Source organism: Peribacillus sp. FW305-BF15, assembly GCF_058783805.1.
Genome location: NZ_JBYSYV010000021.1, coordinates 46,004 through 63,117 on the forward strand (window position 1 = coordinate 46,004; position 17,114 = coordinate 63,117).

Consider the following 17,114-nt stretch of genomic DNA (forward strand, 5'->3'; position numbering starts at 1 on the left):
GCTTGTAAAATAGGACAATTTCCAGTACTGACAAGAGGAAAGACTCCTAATATACACCATAATGAAAACCATATACATACCCCTAACAGATGAAAACACCGTCCATTTTTTGAACGGCGTCTTCAAACTGTTCATGGATGGATCTGGATCGTCGCTTTTCCGTTCTTCACTTTCATTACTGCTTTTGAACCAACCGGCACAGTTACAAAAGGATGAACATGACCAAAGTTGGCATTAGCGATCACGGGTATGCCATTTATCTCCTTTTTGGCGGCGATGATTTCCTGCAAAGCATATTCAGTCATTCCTGAATCCTTTTGGAAACGGCCGATGACTATTCCTTTAATGCCACTTGCACCTGGCTGATGGAGCAAGGATTGTAAATCCCGGTCAAAACTGAATGGATGGCTTTCTTCGTCATCTTCTATGAAAAGGATACTGTCCTTTAAAGATGGCATGTACTCTGTACCTTGTAATAGATTGAGTGTACAAAGATTTCCCCCAATGATTGTCCCGGCAGCTTCACCTTCCTGAATGACCATGTATCCAGCATTCGGGTGGAAAGTTCGGTCATCCTGTTCCAAATGCCAAGAATCATCACTCCACGTTTCACTTGGTTCAAGATAAAAGCCTTCACTTTCAATTACAGCCTTTTTAAAATATTCCATCGTATATTCCAGACCAGCCTTCATCCCGAACGTCGAGAAATGGGGACCTGAATATGTAGTTAAGCCTGTTTTATTATAAATGGCCAATAAAATGGCGGTTATATCACTATACCCCATCAACACTTTTGGATTTTCCTTAATCAAATCATAGTCGATATACCGTAACAATTGGTTAGCGTTATACCCCCCTATGCTTGTGAAAATCCCCTTAACATTCGGATCCCTGAACGCATCATGCAAATCCTTGATCCGGTCTTCGATCGAATTAGAGAAAAAGTCATCATGGAACAAAACCGTTTTACCATATGTCACTTTAAAACCAAGCTCAGTCAATCTTTCTTCTGCCAATCTGCGTTGTTCCCCTTTGACAATCGCCAAGCTTCTAGAAGGAGCAATTACGCGAATTTCATCCCCTGCTTGTAAACGGGAAGGTTTCATATCTTTATCCCCCTAAATTAATTACATTCTGTCGTTATTTTAGCAGAAATGATTTACAAAGAAAACTAAGTCCTTTATCGTATTACATTCACCGAGCTAGTTTCTTTGAATTCTCACGCCATTCCAGATGCACAGAAATCAGGATTTAAAAAAGGAATGGCTGTGTATCGCCTGTCCCATTATCACCTAGATTTATCCATGACGATTCAGTCAGCAACCATGGAATTGGAAAAGTCCACCGTCAAACCACCAATTTCCATACATAAAGAAAAGACCAGCTTTATCAACTGGTCTTTGGGTTATTGAATTAGCAGCAGAATGAAGCACCGATGATAATCAATAGAATGAACAAGACAACGATTAAAGCGAAGCCTGATCCAAATCCGCAGCTACCGCCGCCGTATCCACCACCGCCGTATCCACCGCCACCATATCCGTACCCTGGTCCTGCACCATTTCCACCATATCCGTACATTAAGTTTCACTCCTTTTAGAATTCTGTTTTCTCTTTACACCTTACCATATGTCGATACGCCCGCCTTGGTCTGTGCATTTGCCTATTTTTTTGGATTTAAGAAAAAACTTCAATCAACACCATCTTAAGCGTTATTCATTCAATGGCTGAAATCCTACGAGTAACCATGAAAATTGTCACAAATTTATTGTGTTACTTTAAAATTGGGATATAATAAGGAAAAAACAATTCTTAGCCTCTTTAAGCTATCTCATACCTACATGGATACATAAAAGGCAATACGGGGGAACATAATTGAAAACGAAAGCAAAATCCTTCATCCCTTTCGCTGCAATCGCCACGATCCTTCTTATCAGCTATATCCTTCAAAAAGTTCCTAAAACATATGGATCAGATGATTCGATAAATGTTTATCAAAAATTCCAATCAGGCCAGCCCATTCAGTATCTCGTCATTGGTGACAGTATCGGAAGAGGATCGGGAGCTGAAAATCCTAATCGAACATGGTTCAAACAGCTAGAAAATAAGATGAATGATGCCAATGATATTCCGTTACACGGTGACTACGTGGTCCAAAGCGGATCAACAGCTTTTGAGGGCCTATTCAAGCTTTCCCAAAGAAGGAAGCATGATCATAAAGATCTGATTTTCATCGTTTTTGGTGAAAATGACCGCAAATATATGAATGTCGATGATTTTACCATGACATATGAAGCGTTAATGAGAAAGGCAAAACGGCTCCACCCTAATGCTGAGTTATTCACAATAACAGAGAGTTCCTTGAAATATGAGGAATTTGCGTCAGCCATTGGACTTTTATCCAAACATTATGGTGCTACAAATGTGGATATGCGGCCGATATTCAAAAATTCAGGATATACGGAAAAACAGCTGACCAAAGATTTGGTACATCCAAATGGGCTGGGGTATAAATTATATGCCGATGCCATTTATGAACGGTTCCTGGATAACATCAAACAAGAGAAGGCTGTAGCGGTTCTTCCAACTAAGCTGCATGCCCGTTCCGGTTTTGAATTATCGGAAATTGACCACTATGAAAAAATGAGCGGTTTCCGGCCAATGGGCGGCTATTTCACTAGTAGTGAAAAGGGCAGTGTGATTCAATATACCTTCAAAGGGAGTATGCTTGGTGTGAAACTGCTTAGAAGTCCTGATGGCGGGGAAGTGAATGTATGGATTGACGGAAATGAAATCACGACTTTGAATACATGGTGGCCATTTGCCCGTGAAAGATATTTATTTGTCACTAATGGACTTCGCCCCGGTTCACATACTGTCCGTTTTGAGGTGACTGGCAGGACTAAAGCAATGGACCTGACCGACATTCCATATGTCCGGATCGCGTCAATCATCACAGATTGAATATTACTCAATAAATAACCCCCTATCATAATCTGATAGGGGGTTTTCCAATCACTCAAAAAGCTTTTTATATTCCCCGTATCCCTCTTTTTCAAGATCTTGGAGCGGGATGAACCTTAATGATGCAGAATTGATGCAATAGCGTAATCCTGACGGTCCCGGCCCGTCATTGAAAACATGTCCCAGATGAGAATCGGCAGTTTTTGAGCGGACCTCGATCCTTCTCATACCATAACTCGTATCGAGATTTTCCACCACTTCCTCTTCTTTAAGCGGTTTAGTGAAGCTTGGCCAACCGCAGCCTGAATCGAACTTTTCCTTTGAAGTGAAAAGAGGATTGCCTGAAACGATATCCACATATAATCCTTCCTCCTTCAAATTCCAATATTCATTGTTAAAGGCTGGTTCCGTTCCATTATTTTGCGTGACTTCATATTGAATCGGAGTAAGTTTCTTTTTTAATTCTTCTTTACTTTTCATTTTTTTCCCCCCAGTGATGTTGTATAAATGCTTTACGTCCTGAGCCAGTCGAATATCTTTCATAATGTTCAGGTTGCTTTTTATAGTAATGCTGGTGGTATGTCTCGGCTGGATAAAACGTTTTGGCCGGTATAATCGGGGTTACGATCGGTCCGGAAAACTTCCCGCTCGCCTGCAGCTTGGCTTTGGATGCTTCTGCAATTTCACGTTGGTTTTCGTCATGATAAAAAATGGCCGTTTGATAAGAACTTCCCCGGTCATAAAATTGCCCGCCAGGATCTGTCGGATCAATTTGCTGCCAAAATAACTCAATTATCTTCTCATATGGATATACGTTTGGATCAAAGGTGATCTGAACAGCTTCATAATGTCCCGTGGTTTCAGAACAAACCTCTTTGTACGTGGGATTTTCCGTAGTCCCGCCTGTATAGCCCGAGATAACGGATTCGATGCCGGGCTGTTCATCGAACGGTTTCACCATGCACCAGAAACATCCACCTGCGAATGTTGCTTTCTCTAATTGCTTTGTCAATGAAAATCCTCCTTTTTTACAAACCATCCATTGAATGCATTTTAACGTTTTTATATACCCCTGTAAAATAATATGCCGAGAGCCTTTTCACGAAAATGTTACCTTTCTTTTTAAAAAGGAGACACACGCCCAAGCATGATTACATATGTTAACAACATGATGGAAAAATGAGAGGTGTTGGAAATGAGCGATAAACAATCATATCCACAAAAATCGGAAACATATGATTTACTATCGTCTTATAAAAACAGCGATTCGGAATTTCATGATTATTATTACCATAAACATTTGAAAAGTTTCGAAAATTCAACATACAGAAATGAACAAATAACTGTCCTACTGCCTGCACAAGTCCGCTTCTTACATGCTGCCCCAACAGCTCACCCATTTGATATTCATGTAAATGAAATGCGTATCCTCAAAAATTTCTCGTATAAAGAGTGCAATGGTTATTCACCACTGCCCCCCGGCAAGTACCAATTGGATATATACCGCAGCGGGCAAAACACCTCACCTCTATTAAGCTGTAAAGTGGCTCTCGAAATCGGAGCTTCCTATACCATTGCTCTAGCACCTACCGTGGCTAACGAATCGTTGAAAATTTTACCTTTCGAGGATAACCCATCTGTTCCCCCAAATGAAGCAAAGGTCCGATTCATCCAGCTTTCACATGAATTACCCTCGGTGGACATTGCGGTCAAAGGCGGAGATGTCGTCTTTGATCAACTCCATTTCAGGAAAGCAAGCGAATATCTCACTATTCATCCCATGATAGTTGACTTCGAAGTGAGGAAAGCTGGAACAAAAGAAATCGCACTCCCTTTGCCAAACAAAGCATTTCAAGAAAATACTTCCTCTACCATTTATATAATCGGATCGAATCGGGAATCATCCTCACTAGAAACCCTAACGCTCTCCCCATAAATGAATAAAAAACCAGGATGCATCGATCCTGGTTTTTTATCCATTTATTCACGATCACTGTAATGATGATGGGATGGTCAATAAAAATGAAATGTCATCATTTTTCAGATCGAATTCTTTCGCCTTCACCCTTATATCGCTTTTCAGTTCCATATCCTGTAATGACACATAAATACTTTTATCATTGGGGCTTATGCTAACCCATTCAGGCATATTATATCGCTCATTAATCAAATTCATTACATATGAAACAGGAAGGTTCATTTTACCGACTGCAATTGATTTTTGCTTAAGAATCAAATCCCCATTCTTTTGGGCAATTGGTTCAAAAGTCAATTTCATTTCCACTTCACGGTTGAAAAATGGCATTGTTCCGTATAGCTCCACCTCATCCGTTAAATACACTTCATAGTGAATGGATCCCGTTAACCCCTCTTTATCCAGATACTGGTTGATTAACCTTGTCAAATCTTCCCGATTCGTGTGAATTTGAAATTGGATATCTTCTTCGCGGCTTACTTTGGGTATCAGCTCTTTATCTTTAGTCGGCAGATTAACTAAAATCGTTACAAACAGGATGACCAGGATGTTTAAGGCTAATAGGGAAATAAACAAAGTCTTCCATTTGACATTTGTCATTCTTGGTCATCATCTCCTTTGGCACTCGCTTCCAATGTGTCCTTTCCGATAGTGGTAATATCCATATCATTATAGATTCTTGTCGCGATTAATTCATATCCGCGGTCATTTGGGTGAAAATAATCCTCGGCATAAAGCAAATCTTCTTCGGGATTCTCGAAAATGTCTGCTATTTCAATAAAATATGCTGAATCATATTCTTCAATGATCTCTTTTCCACTTTCATTCCAATCATTCATGATCATATCAAGTTCATAAAAATCTCCGAACCATTTGGAAAATGGATTGTAGACGCCTACAAGGTATATTTGCGCAGAATCATTTTCGGAACGAACCTTATCAAGTATCTGCCTTAATCTTTTTTCATACCCTATTTTTGCCGAATCAAACTGATTCAGTTCCAGATTGGAGAAATTCTGTTTAAAGACCTTCATGATATCATTTCCACCGATTGTGACGACAATCGAGTCAGCTTGCTTTATGTCCTCTTTAATCCTAGTCTTATCCAGTCTTTTCAATAGTTGGTCGGTCCTATTTCCACGTATGCCATGATTAATCATCTCAACGGAAGTAATCGATGGTTCTTTTTCCAGCTTATTTTGTAAATAAGGCAGATACCCGCCATTATCTTTACTATCACCGACACCTTGAGTCAAGGAGTCGCCAATTGACACGATTTTCACAGGGTCCGGAAAAAAGCTGGCAGGAATGGTTTCCTTTTTACTCAGCTCAACTATGCTTTTCTGCTGAACAGATGGCTGATTTGAGGCTGTTTCATTTTGACTGCAGCCTGAAATCCAAACTAGGCATATGAAAAGACAGGTGATTTTGTTCCTCATGACCCTCACCTTCCTACCCATATATTATATCATGCAGAAAACGAAAAATTGCAAACAATATACCTTCATTGTACTTCCAAAATTGAGCATTACTTACTATACAATATGAAAAACGCTGTGAATTAAAGCTAGTCCTATAAAAATTAGCATGTTACTTAGCATGTAAAATCATTCTTCACTACCGCTGTTTCTTCAAAAACTTATTGCTCATTTTCACCATCGATAAAGCCCGGTAATTAAGAAGGATGAAAACAGAAAGAACAGGTCATTTAACCTGTTCAATAATTCTGTAAAATTTTAATATGCTTAATGATTTCATCAAACGGAATATCCTGCAGACCTGTATAATCCATGATGATCTTTCCTTCTTGATCCATCAGAAAAAAACTGGTCCCATGAATCACCTGATCTTCCGCTTCTGGTTTTTTGACGATCGTTTTAAAGTTATCCAATGCAAACTGCTCGATTTCTTCCTGTCCATAACCGGTCAGAAAGTGCCAGTTGCCGTAATCCACATTAAATTGGTCACCAAATTTTTTTAAAACATCAGGTTTGTCAATTTCCGGATCCACGGAAAATGAAACGAACTCTACATCCTTAATCCCTTCATCCTTCAATTGCTGCTGCAGCTTCGTCATATTCGAAGTCATAGGGAGACAGACCGTCTCACAGCTCGTGAATATAAAATCCGCTACCCAAACCTTTCCTTTAAGATCGCTTTTTGAGAAAGGCTTCCCCTCCTGATCGATATAACTGAAGTCTTCAAGGTCCCAATTTTTGGCATCAGGTACCCCATTGGAACCGCATGCGGTCAACAGCAATAAAATTGACGCTCCCATAGCTGCCATAAGCAATTGCAGCTTTCTCATCCCTACCCCGTCCTTTATGTATAAAATATTCTGTTACTTCATTTATTCTAACAGACCATCCGGAATGAGGACAGCAACTATTTCTACGAATTAAAGACACTTGTAAAAGTGACGAAACCGCCGCCAAACGCAGTTTCATATGGTATATCCTTATCAGTCCCAATAATACATGATCGCCATGGCGCCTTCACCTGTATGGGTACTGACAACGGCAGTCGTTGCTTCTATCTTTATGTCTTGATATCCTGTCAAGTCTGCAATGGCCTGGCGGACCTTATCCGCTATTTCAAGGCCATTCGCATGTACAAAACCGATGCCTCTAATCTTTTTGCCTTGAGTCTCTTCTTTGAATTTCTTGATGATGAACTTGACGACCTGTGACTGGCTCCTGGCTTTGGATACAGGGTTCAGTACACCATCATCAAGAAGTGCAATCGGCTTTATGTGCAGAAATGAACCGATAAAAGCAGAAACTTTGCCAATCCTTCCACCCTTAACGAGGTTATCAAGTGTTTCTATGACAATGATTAAACTTGACTGCTTTTTAATATGTTCCAATCGTTCAATTATCTCGGCTACGGATTTCCCTTCCTTCGCCATCTTCGCTGCCTCGATCACCTGAAATGACATCGCTTTTGAAATGAATTTCGAGTCAAGAACGGTAACCTTCGTTTCAGACATGCTAGCTGCGCTTTCCGCTGAACGAACAGTACCGCTCATGCCACCTGTCATATGTATGGAAATAATCTCGCTGCCGTCTTTTCCGAGTTCATCATATACCTCCACAAAGGTACCTACGGCCGGTTGTGAGCTTTTTGGCAGTTCTTTTGACTGGTTCATCCTTTTCAGGAATTCTTCTTGTTCGATTTCGACCTTATCCAAAAAAGTCTCCCCATCTATAAAGATCGATAAAGGGACCATTGTAATATCATAAAATTCCAGTTCCTCTGGGGTCATATCTACTGTCGAGTCTGTTACTATCTTTACTTTATTCATCATTACACATCCCTAAATTAACATATCTATTGTATTATACCTATTCAAGGTAAGCATTCAAACCAAAGGTTTCATTTTTCGACTGAAGTGATATTTATCTTTTGAAATGATTACACAAAAAAAGACCGTTCCATGAGCTAACCTGAACACATGCCGATACATTCGATATTGCATGGCATTCGTGTCATCTCTTTTAACGGAGATGTTAGCTATGGAACAATCCGCATTAAGCATTATTGAGTAAACTTCCAAAAAAAAGCTTGTTGTAAACGGGCCATTTGAGTACGGATGCTAAATAATGCTTAAATGAGTAATTTTCTTTATGATCTTTATTGGCAAAAACCTTCTTAACAAATACTTCCAAACGCACGGTCAACATAAAAAAATTCGGATCACTAGGCAGTAAGACAGGTATTTCTGAAATGGTGACCTTATGTCCAAAACAATCTTTGAATTCCAAGCATTTGAACATCAAAATATCAATCCTCATTTTTAACCGATTGCTTACATTATACACAATAAATCCAAAAGTATAAATATTCAAATGTGTAAAAAAACAGAGAAATCAGATTGATAATCATAAAAAAAAGACCCATAAGGGCAAAATGCCATTATGGGCTTCTTCTTATAAACCTTCCTCGTAGGTGTCTTCCCGCAAGCTTTCACGTCTCACCCTTCGTTTATAGACGACTTTAGATAATGAAATACTGATTTCGTATAATAACAGCAATGGAACCATCACCATAAAGTCTGACATAAAGTCAGGCGGCGTAATCGATATCGCTATGACAACCAGTACAAAGTATGCATACTTCCTTAATTTTTGAAGCACATAAGGATTTATTATGCCAAGGGAGGTCAAAAACATGGTAACGACAGGAAGCTCGAATAAAACAGCAAAAGGTATCGTCATATTAAATACGAATGAAAAGTACTTATCAGCTGTAAAACTGGTTATGAACATCCCATCACCCAATTCAATCAAAAATTGAAGAATGGTCGGGAAGATGACAAAATAACCGAAAGCAAGCCCTCCGATAAAAAGCAGGAAAAGTGCTGGAATATAGGCAAGGGTCGCCCTCACTTCATTTGGCATCAAAGCGGGTTTAACGAATAACCAGATTTGCAGGGCAATTACCGGTATCGTTGCCGCAATGGCTACGACACCTGCAAGCATGAAGTAAATCCAGATAATATCACTCGGTCCCAATACCATCAGGTCAAAATCGAGATCTTTCACGAACCAATTATAAATCTCCTCAACATAAATAAAGCTGGCGATAAAAAAGATGACAAAAGCAACAGCTGTAATGATGAGCCGTTTTCTCAATTCATCGAGATGATCGATGATATTTAATTCCTTATCTTCCAAAGTTGATCACGCCTTCATCTGAAAATCCGTATCTTTGTTACAGCGTAAAGGCGCAAGACGATTCCATCTTACGCCCAGCATTCAATCATTCATGATTTTTTTGTTGTAGCTTCTTATCTTCTTCATAATCACCTTTTGTTAAATCACTTGTGGATTTTTTAAACTCACGAAGCGTTTGTCCAAAAGCACGGCCAATTTCTGGAAGTTTCTTCGGACCAAAGATAATTAATGCCAAAATTAAGATTAGAATTAGACCAGGTACTCCAATGTTCGACATGGATACATCCCCTTTGGTGTTGTAATTAGACCTACTCCGATTATAATACCATTTCCAACCAATTGAAAGGGAACTGGCAATTCGTCATAGAATGGTAACAATTATCGACAGTATGCCCATATACGACTGGGCCGGCAGATAAAATGTAAAAACATAGGTATTATTCTATCCTAATTTAACATTTTATCCATGTTTAAATCAACAAGTGAAATAAATTACTGTCTTTATTGACCTCTACGAAAGAGAATCCTTTCTTGTTCATCCTTTGGATGAGCCCTTCATAATCATTTTTATCTTTTAGCTCTATACCAACCAGGGCCGGCCCGCTTTCTTTATTATTTTTCTTCGTATATTCAAAACGGCTTATATCATCATTCGGTCCTAACACTTCATCAAGGAATTCCCTTAAAGCGCCAGCACGTTGTGGAAAATTCACGATAAAATAATAAAGCAGCCCTTCATATAATAAGGATTTTTCTTTAATTTCCTGCATGCGCCCAATGTCGTTATTCCCTCCGCTGACCATGCAAACAACCGTTTTTCCTTTGATTTGTTCTTTATATGAATCCAACGCGGCTACAGATATAGCACCTGCCGGTTCAGCGACAATCGCATGCTGATTATACAAATCGAGAATCGTCGTACAGATTTGGCCTGAAGGTACGACAACGATATCTTCCAAGTTTTCCTTACAAAGCTGATATGTTAACTGTCCCACACACTTGACAGCTGCTCCATCAACGAATGTATCTATTTTTTCGAGTTCAGATACTTTTCCTTCCTTGAAGGAGTATTCCATCGAAGCAGCACCTTGCGGCTCAACTCCAATGCATTTCGTATTTGGGGAAACCGATTTGAAATAACTCGATACTCCGGCCATTAACCCGCCGCCGCCCATAGCGGCAAATACATAGTCGATTCCATCTTCACAATCGTTCAGGATTTCTACAGCCGTTGTACCTTGCCCGGCGATTACCTTTTCATCGTCAAATGGATGGATAAAGGAACGCTCTTCTTTTTCACAGCATTCCATCGCCATGGCAAATGCATCATCGAATGTATCCCCTATTAGGATGATCTCCACATTATCCCTGCCGAATAGCTGAACTTGATCGACTTTTTGCCTTGGAGTTGTAGCAGGCATATAAATTTTCCCGTGAATGCCCAATTGGCTGCAGGAAAAAGCAACACCCTGTGCATGGTTTCCTGCACTGGCACAAACGACTCCGTTCTTCGTCTCTTCCTCGGTCAGGCTTTTCATTTTATAGTAAGCCCCTCTTAATTTAAAGGAACGTACGTGTTGTAAGTCCTCGCGTTTTAAATAAACATTACAATCATATTTTTCAGAGAGCCTCTGATTTTTTTGTAAAGGTGTATGTAAAACGATTTCTTTCAGTTCTCTATAGGCAATTAGAATGTCTTCCAATTGAATCCCCCTATTCTTAGATGCAGTCTGATTCATAACAATCCCTCATTTCCTTTCTGATGAATTCAATCATTATAGCACTTTACTGTTATTAATGTAATTGATTTTTCTAAAAATTCTTTCTTTTGGTTGTCCCATACCAAAAAAATCCGATTATGGTCATTTCCCCATAATCGGATTAGCACTTTATTTTTTTTGTAGAATAATAAAATCATGTGCAAATCGATTTTTTTCATCGATGTTGCCTGGGTTTGAGGAAATTTCATCCCATTCATTTTCATCAATCTCGGGAAAGAAAGTATCCCCTTCGAAAGTTTCATGAATTTCCGTAATATACAGGCGGTCGGTAAAAGGAAGGATTTCCTTGAAGATTTCGGCTCCGCCAATTACGAAGACTTCCTCTTCATGGTTATCTGCGAACATTTTGATTTGTGCAATATCATGTAATACTACGCAGCCTTCCGCTTTAAATTCCTGATTGCGGGTGACGATGACATTTTCGCGGCCAGGCAGGACCCTGCCGATCGATTCAAATGTTTTTCGCCCCATGACGATTGGATGGCCCATCGTCACTTTTTTAAAGTACTGCAGATCTGCTGGTAAATGCCATGGCAGTTTATTGTTTTTACCTATCACACGATTTTGATCCATAGCCACTATCAATGATATCATATGCTAACCTCACCTTTTATATGGGGATGGGCTTCGTAATTTTCCAAAACGAAGTCCTCGAAGCTAAAATCAAAGATATTTTTCACATCTGGATTGATTTTCATGATTGGCAATGGTTTCGGGTCACGAGTCAACTGCAGTTCCACTTGTTCAAGATGGTTAGAGTAGATGTGGACATCCCCGAAAGTATGTACAAATTCGCCAACTTCCAAATCACACACCTGGGCGATCATCATCGTTAAAAGCGCATACGAAGCTATATTAAAAGGAACACCTAAGAAGACGTCCGCTGAACGTTGGTATAGCTGACATGAAAGCTTGCCATCAGCAACATAGAATTGAAAGAAAGCATGGCAAGGCGGCAAGGCCATTTCATCCAGTTCCCCAACATTCCAAGCACTGACTATCAATCTTCTTGAATTTGGGTTCGTCTTGATTTGTTCGATCAATTCACTGATTTGGTCGATTTGCCTTCCATCGGCCGTTCCCCAGGAACGCCATTGATGACCATAAATCGGACCTAATTCCCCCTGTTCATCCGCCCATTCATTCCAGATGCGCACACTGTTTTCCTGAAGGTACCCAACGTTTGTATCACCCTTCAAAAACCATAATAGTTCATGGATAATCGCTTTTAAACTAACCTTTTTCGTTGTAAGTACAGGGAATCCATCTTTTAAATTGAATCTCATTTGATATCCAAAGGTACTGATCGTTCCTGTCCCCGTACGATCACCTTTTTGCGTTCCATTTTCGAGTACATGCTTACATAAATCTAAATATTGCTTCATGATAAACCACCTTTTCTACTTTCATTCTCCTTATTTTAACGTATTATTGCCCAATGTTTAATCTAATTGTTTAATAAAATTATAAGTCTCGGGTGCTTTTTGTCTAAGCAATTGATTTTGTTCATGGTTCACATAAAACATGGCGAACGTTTCTGCAAAATATTCCTCAGGGTAGTTGGAAAAATACGTAATCCCTGGAAACAGCCCATCCACTTCCTTACCCCAAATCTTCAAATAATCCATGTCATCACGGATTCCATCAAACACTATATTATCAATGGAGTGCCCCAGCTCATGCAGTTCCAAATTAACCGAGCCATGCCCGTTGCCCTTGTCACTCGCCCCGATTTTAACCAATACCGTATGTGATCCGCCCATACCAGGCACATCATCCCAAGTTGTTTCTTTATTCAAATAACCACGCGGAGTTTTCCCCTTTAATTTGGCCGCGGATTGATTTTCCGTTATATCGCCATCGAATAGTTTGATCCTCACACCACTTTCCGCTGTTTTCAACAAAAGTGAATGAGGCAATTTATTAATGGTTCCAGCAATTTTCAGTGCTTCCCCTTGATCGTACTCCTCTTCTGGAAATAAAAATATTCTTTGCAATTCTTTATTTCCCTTAAAAAGTTCAGCTTGTCTTAAAAGATTATCTTTGGGTAAATTCCGCCATTTTACCCCATCATCTTTGGCTAATGAATAGGAGAGCATTGAGAGTAAAAAGACAAACAATGCTAATATGGATAACCACCATTTCTTCCTTTTCATACTCTTCTCCCCTTTCTTCATTCTTCATGTATCGTTAAGAAAATATATGTTATTTAAAATCTCTAAATCTTACATACTATTATATTAGTATAACATATTGCCTGAATGTAAAAGTTCTATGTTTTTTTGGTAATTTTGGTTGCACATTCATCCTGAGAAGAACCATTGATCCGCGGTTTTCATATATCAAATATATATAATCGTAAAAGGTTTAAGGTGATCGCATGGAAACCAACAATAAAAAAGCCATCTTGAATGAGCAACATGAACTTGCTGAAGAAGTCCTTGATATTTACAGTTTAAAAGTGTTTATCATTCTCGACCTTTTTCTGTTCTCCATTTTCTTTGGCATACTGCTGCATCCGCTACTATCTTCTCTATGGCTTAACTTTTTATTGCCTTTGCTTTTTTTCACTACATTTACCGCTCTTCTTCAAATACTTGATATTTTCCATAAAAAAAGCTGACATCATATTTGATGTCAGCTTTAAACTGTAGGTGATTTCGAAGAAAAAGCATTTCACCTCCAAATTTTACTTTGTATTAAAATTTCGGTTGATTTCAGAAATCCGCTCCCTTTCCGCCGACTGACTGCCAAGCCTCCTCGACGCAAGCGTCTGTGGGGTCTCGGCTAGCCAGTTTTTCGGCAGGAGTGTCGCAAATTTCTTCAATTCTATGAGGGTTTCGTCCATATAAAAAAGTAAAAACATGAAGAAAAATTCTTAAATCATATTAGGGTGGGACCCTTTCGGACCAAGTTTATTGACAGATTGAGACAACCGCAAAGCTGATGAATTCGAAGAAAAAGCCTTTCACCTTCAATTTTTTCTTTGTATTAACATTTCAGTTGATTTCAGAAATCCGCTCCCTTTCCGCCGACTGACTGTCAAGCCTCCTCGACGCAAGCGTCTGTGGGGTCTCGGCTAGTCAGTTATTCGGCAGGAGTGTCGCAAATTTCTTCAATCCTATGAGGGTTTCGTCTATAAAAAAGCAAGACAAAGTTTGTTTTAAAATTATGGTTAGGATTGAGACCATTCAAATCGCCAGACTGATGACAATTTAGAAGAAAAGCGAGTTACCCTGTAGTTTTCATTTAAAAAACATTCCAGTTGATTGGAACGTAAGGTACGAGACTCCTGCGGGAAAAGCGTGGCCAAGGGAGACCCCGCAGGCGAGCGCCGAGGAGGCTCCCGGACCGCCCGCGGAAAGCGAGTGCCTGGAGTGGAAATCAACGCTCAGATTTACTAACCCTCAAAAAAACGTTCCAGTTGATCGGAAGAGGTGTACGAGACTCCTGCGGGCGAAGAGAGTGATTATTTTTTAATATAATGAATTGTTTTTTCATCAATCTACAGATCCCTCTCGGAACATAAACTTGATATTTCTTCATTTAAACCATCTTGTCATCCCATTGATACTTCCTCAAGGGAAAATACAATTACTAACAAGAATAATTCTTCATTTAATTTGATTCTTAAACAATGAACTTTTTTATGAAAAATCGGGAAAGGGCTTCGGGATGAGACCATTCCGAAGCTTTGGCGAAAAAAAGCTGACATCATTTTGATGACAGCTTTTTAAATGGCGCTCAGCCATGTTCCTTGACCTTTTTCCCTTTCTTCAAATGATACACGATTGTAGTGCCGAAAATCAGTAATATAAAGACAAAAAAGATCACAGGCGGGATTTCGATCCCTGCAACTGCCATTAACATTTTTATTGCTATGAATCCGATAAGGATATAAGCGGCAGTTTCCAATTCTGGAACCTTATCTATCAATTTTAGAAATACTCCGGCCACTCCCCGCATCATCAAGACACCAATCATTCCGCCTGTCAAAAGGACCCAGACTTTTTCACTCACTCCGAAAGCGGCCAAGACACTATCGACGGAAAATGCTATATCCATCAATTCCACTGCCGCAACCGTTCCCCATAAAGTACCAAACATTCGGATCAGTATGCTGTTTTTACTCATTCCCTGGATATCTTCGTCGATCCCAGCTTGTTTTTTTCTTTTATCCCTAAAGTATTTAAACGAGAGCCAACCAAGGTAGGCGGCTCCAATCACCTTCACCCACCAAAGCTTTATGAGGAAAACACCGATTCCAATCGCTATAAATCTAAAAGCATAAGCACCAAACAAACCGTAAAATAATGCTTTTTTCCGTTGTTTTTGAGGAAGGTGCCTGACCATCACAGCTAATACCAGTGCGTTATCCGCTGATAGCAATCCTTCCATTAAGACGAGCGTTCCTATCAACCCCCAGCTCACAGGGTCGGATAAAACCTCCACCCACATATGCCAGTCAAAAAATTGAGCATACGTTTGCACGATGTTATTTAACAACTCTGACATGATAAAGACTCCTCTGTTCCTAAAACAGCAAAATTAGAAAACCTTTTAAAATAACATTGTTCCCAGTTATGATAAAAACTTTACTTTAACACAAAATAAATACGTTGCAGGACAACGTATCATTCGATGCTTATTAAGTTTCATTTCATCATACTCTTCCACTTAAATAAAATCAACGAAATCCACCACTATGAGAGCTTTTGTTTACTCGTCCACTCTGGCGGCGTATTTTTATCCCAATATATTTTCCCTATATTATAATGGGTGGCAAATGAATCATGATGAGTATGATAGTGAAAATCGAACCAATGTCCTTCCAATGGGGGATTTTCCTGCCTTACATGGAATCTGATGATATCCTTGCCGCTGATTGAATCATAAATATGGAATATCTTCTCGGCCCTGCCGGCACTCGGCTGCTCAGTGATGGTCAATTGCTGTAATTTTTCATCCGGAAATTGTGCAGCCATTTCTGTAATGGCTTCTTCCATTTTTGGTAATATGACCATTTTGAATTCATCGCCAATTTTTGGATTGATCTTATCGCCAAATTTCATAAATGCGTTTTCCTCTGCCTTATTCAGGATGTCCGATAAAAATTCTTCCCGGTTGAATTCTTCCTCAATTTCAGTTGAATTCTGCGAAGGAAGATAGGCTAATCCCTCTTCTTCCACTATTCCCTTTTTAGTATCCTTTAACGAATCGGCTTCCGCTAACCACGCCAGATCTGAAGGAGTGACAAGACCAAACGTCAAAACGGATACTAAAATGACGAGACTTTTCCTGAACCAAACCGCTGCTTTCAACTCACACTCCCCCTCCTTTTTTGTATTGTCTTTATATTTAGTATACTTTTATTTTTTGGTAATTACGAATATATAGTTACCCATGTTTTAAAAATCAAAAAAAAGGATAAATACCTATATAAAGTTTAATGAACTCGAACTTTTTAATAAATATCAATAAATTTACATTTAAATGAAGGATTTTGACGATTTTTGGAGAAATTAATTAGATTCAAGTCTTTTTAAGGAGGGGTCTTATATGGCTTCGACTGCCATGGTGGCTTTATGTCTTGTTACATTAGCATTTTTCGTATATTTATCATTTGCTGATTAAGAATAAATGAATACCTACGAAAAATCTCCTTGTCATTTTTCTATAATGACAAGGTTTTCTTTTCACTCAAACATAAGTTTACCT

The 17,114-nt window shown here is 39.3% G+C and carries 21 protein-coding genes; 4 read left to right on the top strand and 17 right to left on the bottom strand.

Annotation, left to right across the window (positions count from 1 at the left end; all coding sequences use genetic code 11):
- Nucleotides 1–131: 131 nt before the first annotated feature.
- Nucleotides 132–1,106, bottom strand: a complete 975-nt coding sequence (locus AC3WLU_RS20110) for a S66 peptidase family protein (RefSeq protein WP_492597789.1) — start codon at nt 1,104–1,106, stop codon at nt 132–134.
- A 156-nt stretch (nt 1,107–1,262) separates the two neighbouring features.
- Between AC3WLU_RS20110 and AC3WLU_RS20115 the strand changes: the two genes are divergently transcribed.
- Nucleotides 1,263–1,412: a hypothetical protein gene (locus AC3WLU_RS20115; RefSeq protein ID WP_230137084.1), complete on the top strand. Its 150-nt coding sequence runs from the start codon at nt 1,263–1,265 to the stop codon at nt 1,410–1,412.
- Nucleotide 1,413: 1 nt separating this feature from the next.
- Here AC3WLU_RS20115 and AC3WLU_RS20120 read toward each other — a convergent pair whose 3' ends face one another.
- Nucleotides 1,414–1,581, bottom strand: a complete 168-nt coding sequence (locus AC3WLU_RS20120; protein ID WP_063575872.1) for a YjcZ family sporulation protein — start codon at nt 1,579–1,581, stop codon at nt 1,414–1,416.
- A 294-nt stretch (nt 1,582–1,875) separates the two neighbouring features.
- On the opposite strand from AC3WLU_RS20120, the gene AC3WLU_RS20125 reads away from it, so the two are divergent.
- Entirely contained in the window at nt 1,876–2,964 is a 1,089-nt protein-coding gene (locus AC3WLU_RS20125) for an SGNH/GDSL hydrolase family protein (RefSeq protein WP_492597790.1), read from the top strand.
- A gap of 51 nt (nt 2,965–3,015) precedes the next feature.
- Here AC3WLU_RS20125 and msrB read toward each other — a convergent pair whose 3' ends face one another.
- Nucleotides 3,016–3,444: a peptide-methionine (R)-S-oxide reductase MsrB gene (msrB, locus tag AC3WLU_RS20130; RefSeq protein WP_057277324.1), complete on the bottom strand. Its 429-nt coding sequence runs from the start codon at nt 3,442–3,444 to the stop codon at nt 3,016–3,018.
- Complete coding sequence (gene msrA / locus AC3WLU_RS20135) at nt 3,434–3,925, bottom strand: peptide-methionine (S)-S-oxide reductase MsrA (RefSeq protein WP_371748535.1); 492 nt, start codon at nt 3,923–3,925, stop codon at nt 3,434–3,436. Before msrA ends, msrB begins: the two co-directional genes overlap by 11 nt.
- A 234-nt stretch (nt 3,926–4,159) precedes the next feature.
- Between msrA and AC3WLU_RS20140 the strand changes: the two genes are divergently transcribed.
- On the top strand, nt 4,160–4,900 hold the full coding sequence (locus tag AC3WLU_RS20140; RefSeq protein WP_413003515.1) for a DUF4397 domain-containing protein: 741 nt from the start codon (nt 4,160–4,162) through the stop codon (nt 4,898–4,900).
- Between the two features lie 54 nt (nt 4,901–4,954).
- Here AC3WLU_RS20140 and AC3WLU_RS20145 read toward each other — a convergent pair whose 3' ends face one another.
- The 11 genes from AC3WLU_RS20145 to AC3WLU_RS20195 all read right to left on the bottom strand — a co-directional run bounded on the left by AC3WLU_RS20145 (nt 4,955) and on the right by AC3WLU_RS20195 (nt 13,552).
- Nucleotides 4,955–5,539 carry a YpmS family protein gene (locus AC3WLU_RS20145; protein ID WP_057277322.1) on the bottom strand — a complete coding sequence of 195 codons (585 nt, stop codon included), beginning with the start codon at nt 5,537–5,539 and terminating at the stop codon, nt 4,955–4,957.
- Nucleotides 5,536–6,378 (bottom strand): SGNH/GDSL hydrolase family protein, encoded by an 843-nt coding sequence (locus tag AC3WLU_RS20150; protein ID WP_413003513.1) that lies wholly within the window; start codon nt 6,376–6,378, stop codon nt 5,536–5,538. Before AC3WLU_RS20150 ends, AC3WLU_RS20145 begins: the two co-directional genes overlap by 4 nt.
- 278 nt (nt 6,379–6,656) lie before the next feature.
- On the bottom strand, nt 6,657–7,247 hold the full coding sequence (locus AC3WLU_RS20155) for an SCO family protein (RefSeq protein WP_268591209.1): 591 nt from the start codon (nt 7,245–7,247) through the stop codon (nt 6,657–6,659).
- 153 nt (nt 7,248–7,400) lie between these two features.
- Nucleotides 7,401–8,243 (bottom strand): DegV family protein, encoded by an 843-nt coding sequence (locus AC3WLU_RS20160; RefSeq protein ID WP_492597791.1) that lies wholly within the window; start codon nt 8,241–8,243, stop codon nt 7,401–7,403.
- A 226-nt stretch (nt 8,244–8,469) separates the two neighbouring features.
- Nucleotides 8,470–8,733: a DUF2535 family protein gene (locus tag AC3WLU_RS20165; protein ID WP_306804680.1), complete on the bottom strand. Its 264-nt coding sequence runs from the start codon at nt 8,731–8,733 to the stop codon at nt 8,470–8,472.
- Nucleotides 8,734–8,868: 135 nt separating this feature from the next.
- On the bottom strand, nt 8,869–9,615 hold the full coding sequence (tatC, locus tag AC3WLU_RS20170) for a twin-arginine translocase subunit TatC (protein WP_034307555.1): 747 nt from the start codon (nt 9,613–9,615) through the stop codon (nt 8,869–8,871).
- An 85-nt stretch (nt 9,616–9,700) separates the two neighbouring features.
- Nucleotides 9,701–9,892: a twin-arginine translocase TatA/TatE family subunit gene (gene tatA, locus AC3WLU_RS20175; RefSeq protein WP_034307557.1), complete on the bottom strand. Its 192-nt coding sequence runs from the start codon at nt 9,890–9,892 to the stop codon at nt 9,701–9,703.
- A 193-nt stretch (nt 9,893–10,085) separates the two neighbouring features.
- A complete protein-coding gene (ilvA, locus tag AC3WLU_RS20180; protein ID WP_034307560.1) occupies nt 10,086–11,354 on the bottom strand; it encodes a threonine ammonia-lyase IlvA in 1,269 nt (422 codons plus the stop codon).
- A gap of 150 nt (nt 11,355–11,504) precedes the next feature.
- A complete protein-coding gene (locus tag AC3WLU_RS20185; RefSeq protein WP_034307562.1) occupies nt 11,505–11,990 on the bottom strand; it encodes a dihydrofolate reductase in 486 nt (161 codons plus the stop codon).
- Complete coding sequence (locus AC3WLU_RS20190) at nt 11,987–12,781, bottom strand: thymidylate synthase (RefSeq protein WP_098864252.1); 795 nt, start codon at nt 12,779–12,781, stop codon at nt 11,987–11,989. The genes AC3WLU_RS20185 and AC3WLU_RS20190 overlap by 4 nt, the downstream gene beginning before the upstream one ends.
- 57 nt (nt 12,782–12,838) lie before the next feature.
- Nucleotides 12,839–13,552: an anthrax toxin lethal factor-related metalloendopeptidase gene (locus AC3WLU_RS20195; protein WP_187049642.1), complete on the bottom strand. Its 714-nt coding sequence runs from the start codon at nt 13,550–13,552 to the stop codon at nt 12,839–12,841.
- A gap of 224 nt (nt 13,553–13,776) precedes the next feature.
- Here AC3WLU_RS20195 and AC3WLU_RS20200 point away from each other — a divergent pair, with 224 nt between their 5' ends.
- A complete protein-coding gene (locus tag AC3WLU_RS20200) occupies nt 13,777–14,019 on the top strand; it encodes a hypothetical protein (RefSeq protein WP_048686776.1) in 243 nt (80 codons plus the stop codon).
- A gap of 1,121 nt (nt 14,020–15,140) precedes the next feature.
- On the opposite strand, the gene AC3WLU_RS20205 is transcribed toward AC3WLU_RS20200, so the two are convergent.
- Both AC3WLU_RS20205 and AC3WLU_RS20210 read right to left on the bottom strand, forming a co-directional pair.
- A complete protein-coding gene (locus AC3WLU_RS20205; protein ID WP_492597792.1) occupies nt 15,141–15,911 on the bottom strand; it encodes a TerC family protein in 771 nt (256 codons plus the stop codon).
- Between the two features lie 188 nt (nt 15,912–16,099).
- A complete protein-coding gene (locus tag AC3WLU_RS20210; protein WP_098864250.1) occupies nt 16,100–16,717 on the bottom strand; it encodes a YpjP family protein in 618 nt (205 codons plus the stop codon).
- Nucleotides 16,718–17,114: the final 397 nt, after the last annotated feature.

Excerpts from the sequence above, each read along its gene's own strand:
- AC3WLU_RS20110 (WP_492597789.1), bottom strand. The coding sequence starts at position 1,106 with ATGAAACCTTCCCGTTTACAAGCAGGGGATGAAATTCGCGTAATTGCT.
- AC3WLU_RS20115 (WP_230137084.1), top strand. The coding sequence starts at position 1,263 with ATGGCTGTGTATCGCCTGTCCCATTATCACCTAGATTTATCCATGACG.
- AC3WLU_RS20120 (WP_063575872.1), bottom strand. The coding sequence starts at position 1,581 with ATGTACGGATATGGTGGAAATGGTGCAGGACCAGGGTACGGATATGGT.
- msrB (WP_057277324.1), bottom strand. The coding sequence starts at position 3,444 with ATGAAAAGTAAAGAAGAATTAAAAAAGAAACTTACTCCGATTCAATAT.
- msrA (WP_371748535.1), bottom strand. The coding sequence starts at position 3,925 with ATGGTGAAACCGTTCGATGAACAGCCCGGCATCGAATCCGTTATCTCG.
- AC3WLU_RS20140 (WP_413003515.1), top strand. The coding sequence starts at position 4,160 with ATGAGCGATAAACAATCATATCCACAAAAATCGGAAACATATGATTTA.
- AC3WLU_RS20145 (WP_057277322.1), bottom strand. The coding sequence starts at position 5,539 with ATGACAAATGTCAAATGGAAGACTTTGTTTATTTCCCTATTAGCCTTA.
- AC3WLU_RS20150 (WP_413003513.1), bottom strand. The coding sequence starts at position 6,378 with ATGAGGAACAAAATCACCTGTCTTTTCATATGCCTAGTTTGGATTTCA.
- AC3WLU_RS20155 (WP_268591209.1), bottom strand. The coding sequence starts at position 7,247 with ATGAGAAAGCTGCAATTGCTTATGGCAGCTATGGGAGCGTCAATTTTA.
- AC3WLU_RS20160 (WP_492597791.1), bottom strand. The coding sequence starts at position 8,243 with ATGAATAAAGTAAAGATAGTAACAGACTCGACAGTAGATATGACCCCA.
- AC3WLU_RS20165 (WP_306804680.1), bottom strand. The coding sequence starts at position 8,733 with ATGAGGATTGATATTTTGATGTTCAAATGCTTGGAATTCAAAGATTGT.
- tatA (WP_034307557.1), bottom strand. The coding sequence starts at position 9,892 with ATGTCGAACATTGGAGTACCTGGTCTAATTCTAATCTTAATTTTGGCA.
- ilvA (WP_034307560.1), bottom strand. The coding sequence starts at position 11,354 with ATGAATCAGACTGCATCTAAGAATAGGGGGATTCAATTGGAAGACATT.
- AC3WLU_RS20185 (WP_034307562.1), bottom strand. The coding sequence starts at position 11,990 with ATGATATCATTGATAGTGGCTATGGATCAAAATCGTGTGATAGGTAAA.
- AC3WLU_RS20190 (WP_098864252.1), bottom strand. The coding sequence starts at position 12,781 with ATGAAGCAATATTTAGATTTATGTAAGCATGTACTCGAAAATGGAACG.
- AC3WLU_RS20195 (WP_187049642.1), bottom strand. The coding sequence starts at position 13,552 with ATGAAAAGGAAGAAATGGTGGTTATCCATATTAGCATTGTTTGTCTTT.
- AC3WLU_RS20200 (WP_048686776.1), top strand. The coding sequence starts at position 13,777 with ATGGAAACCAACAATAAAAAAGCCATCTTGAATGAGCAACATGAACTT.
- AC3WLU_RS20205 (WP_492597792.1), bottom strand. The coding sequence starts at position 15,911 with ATGTCAGAGTTGTTAAATAACATCGTGCAAACGTATGCTCAATTTTTT.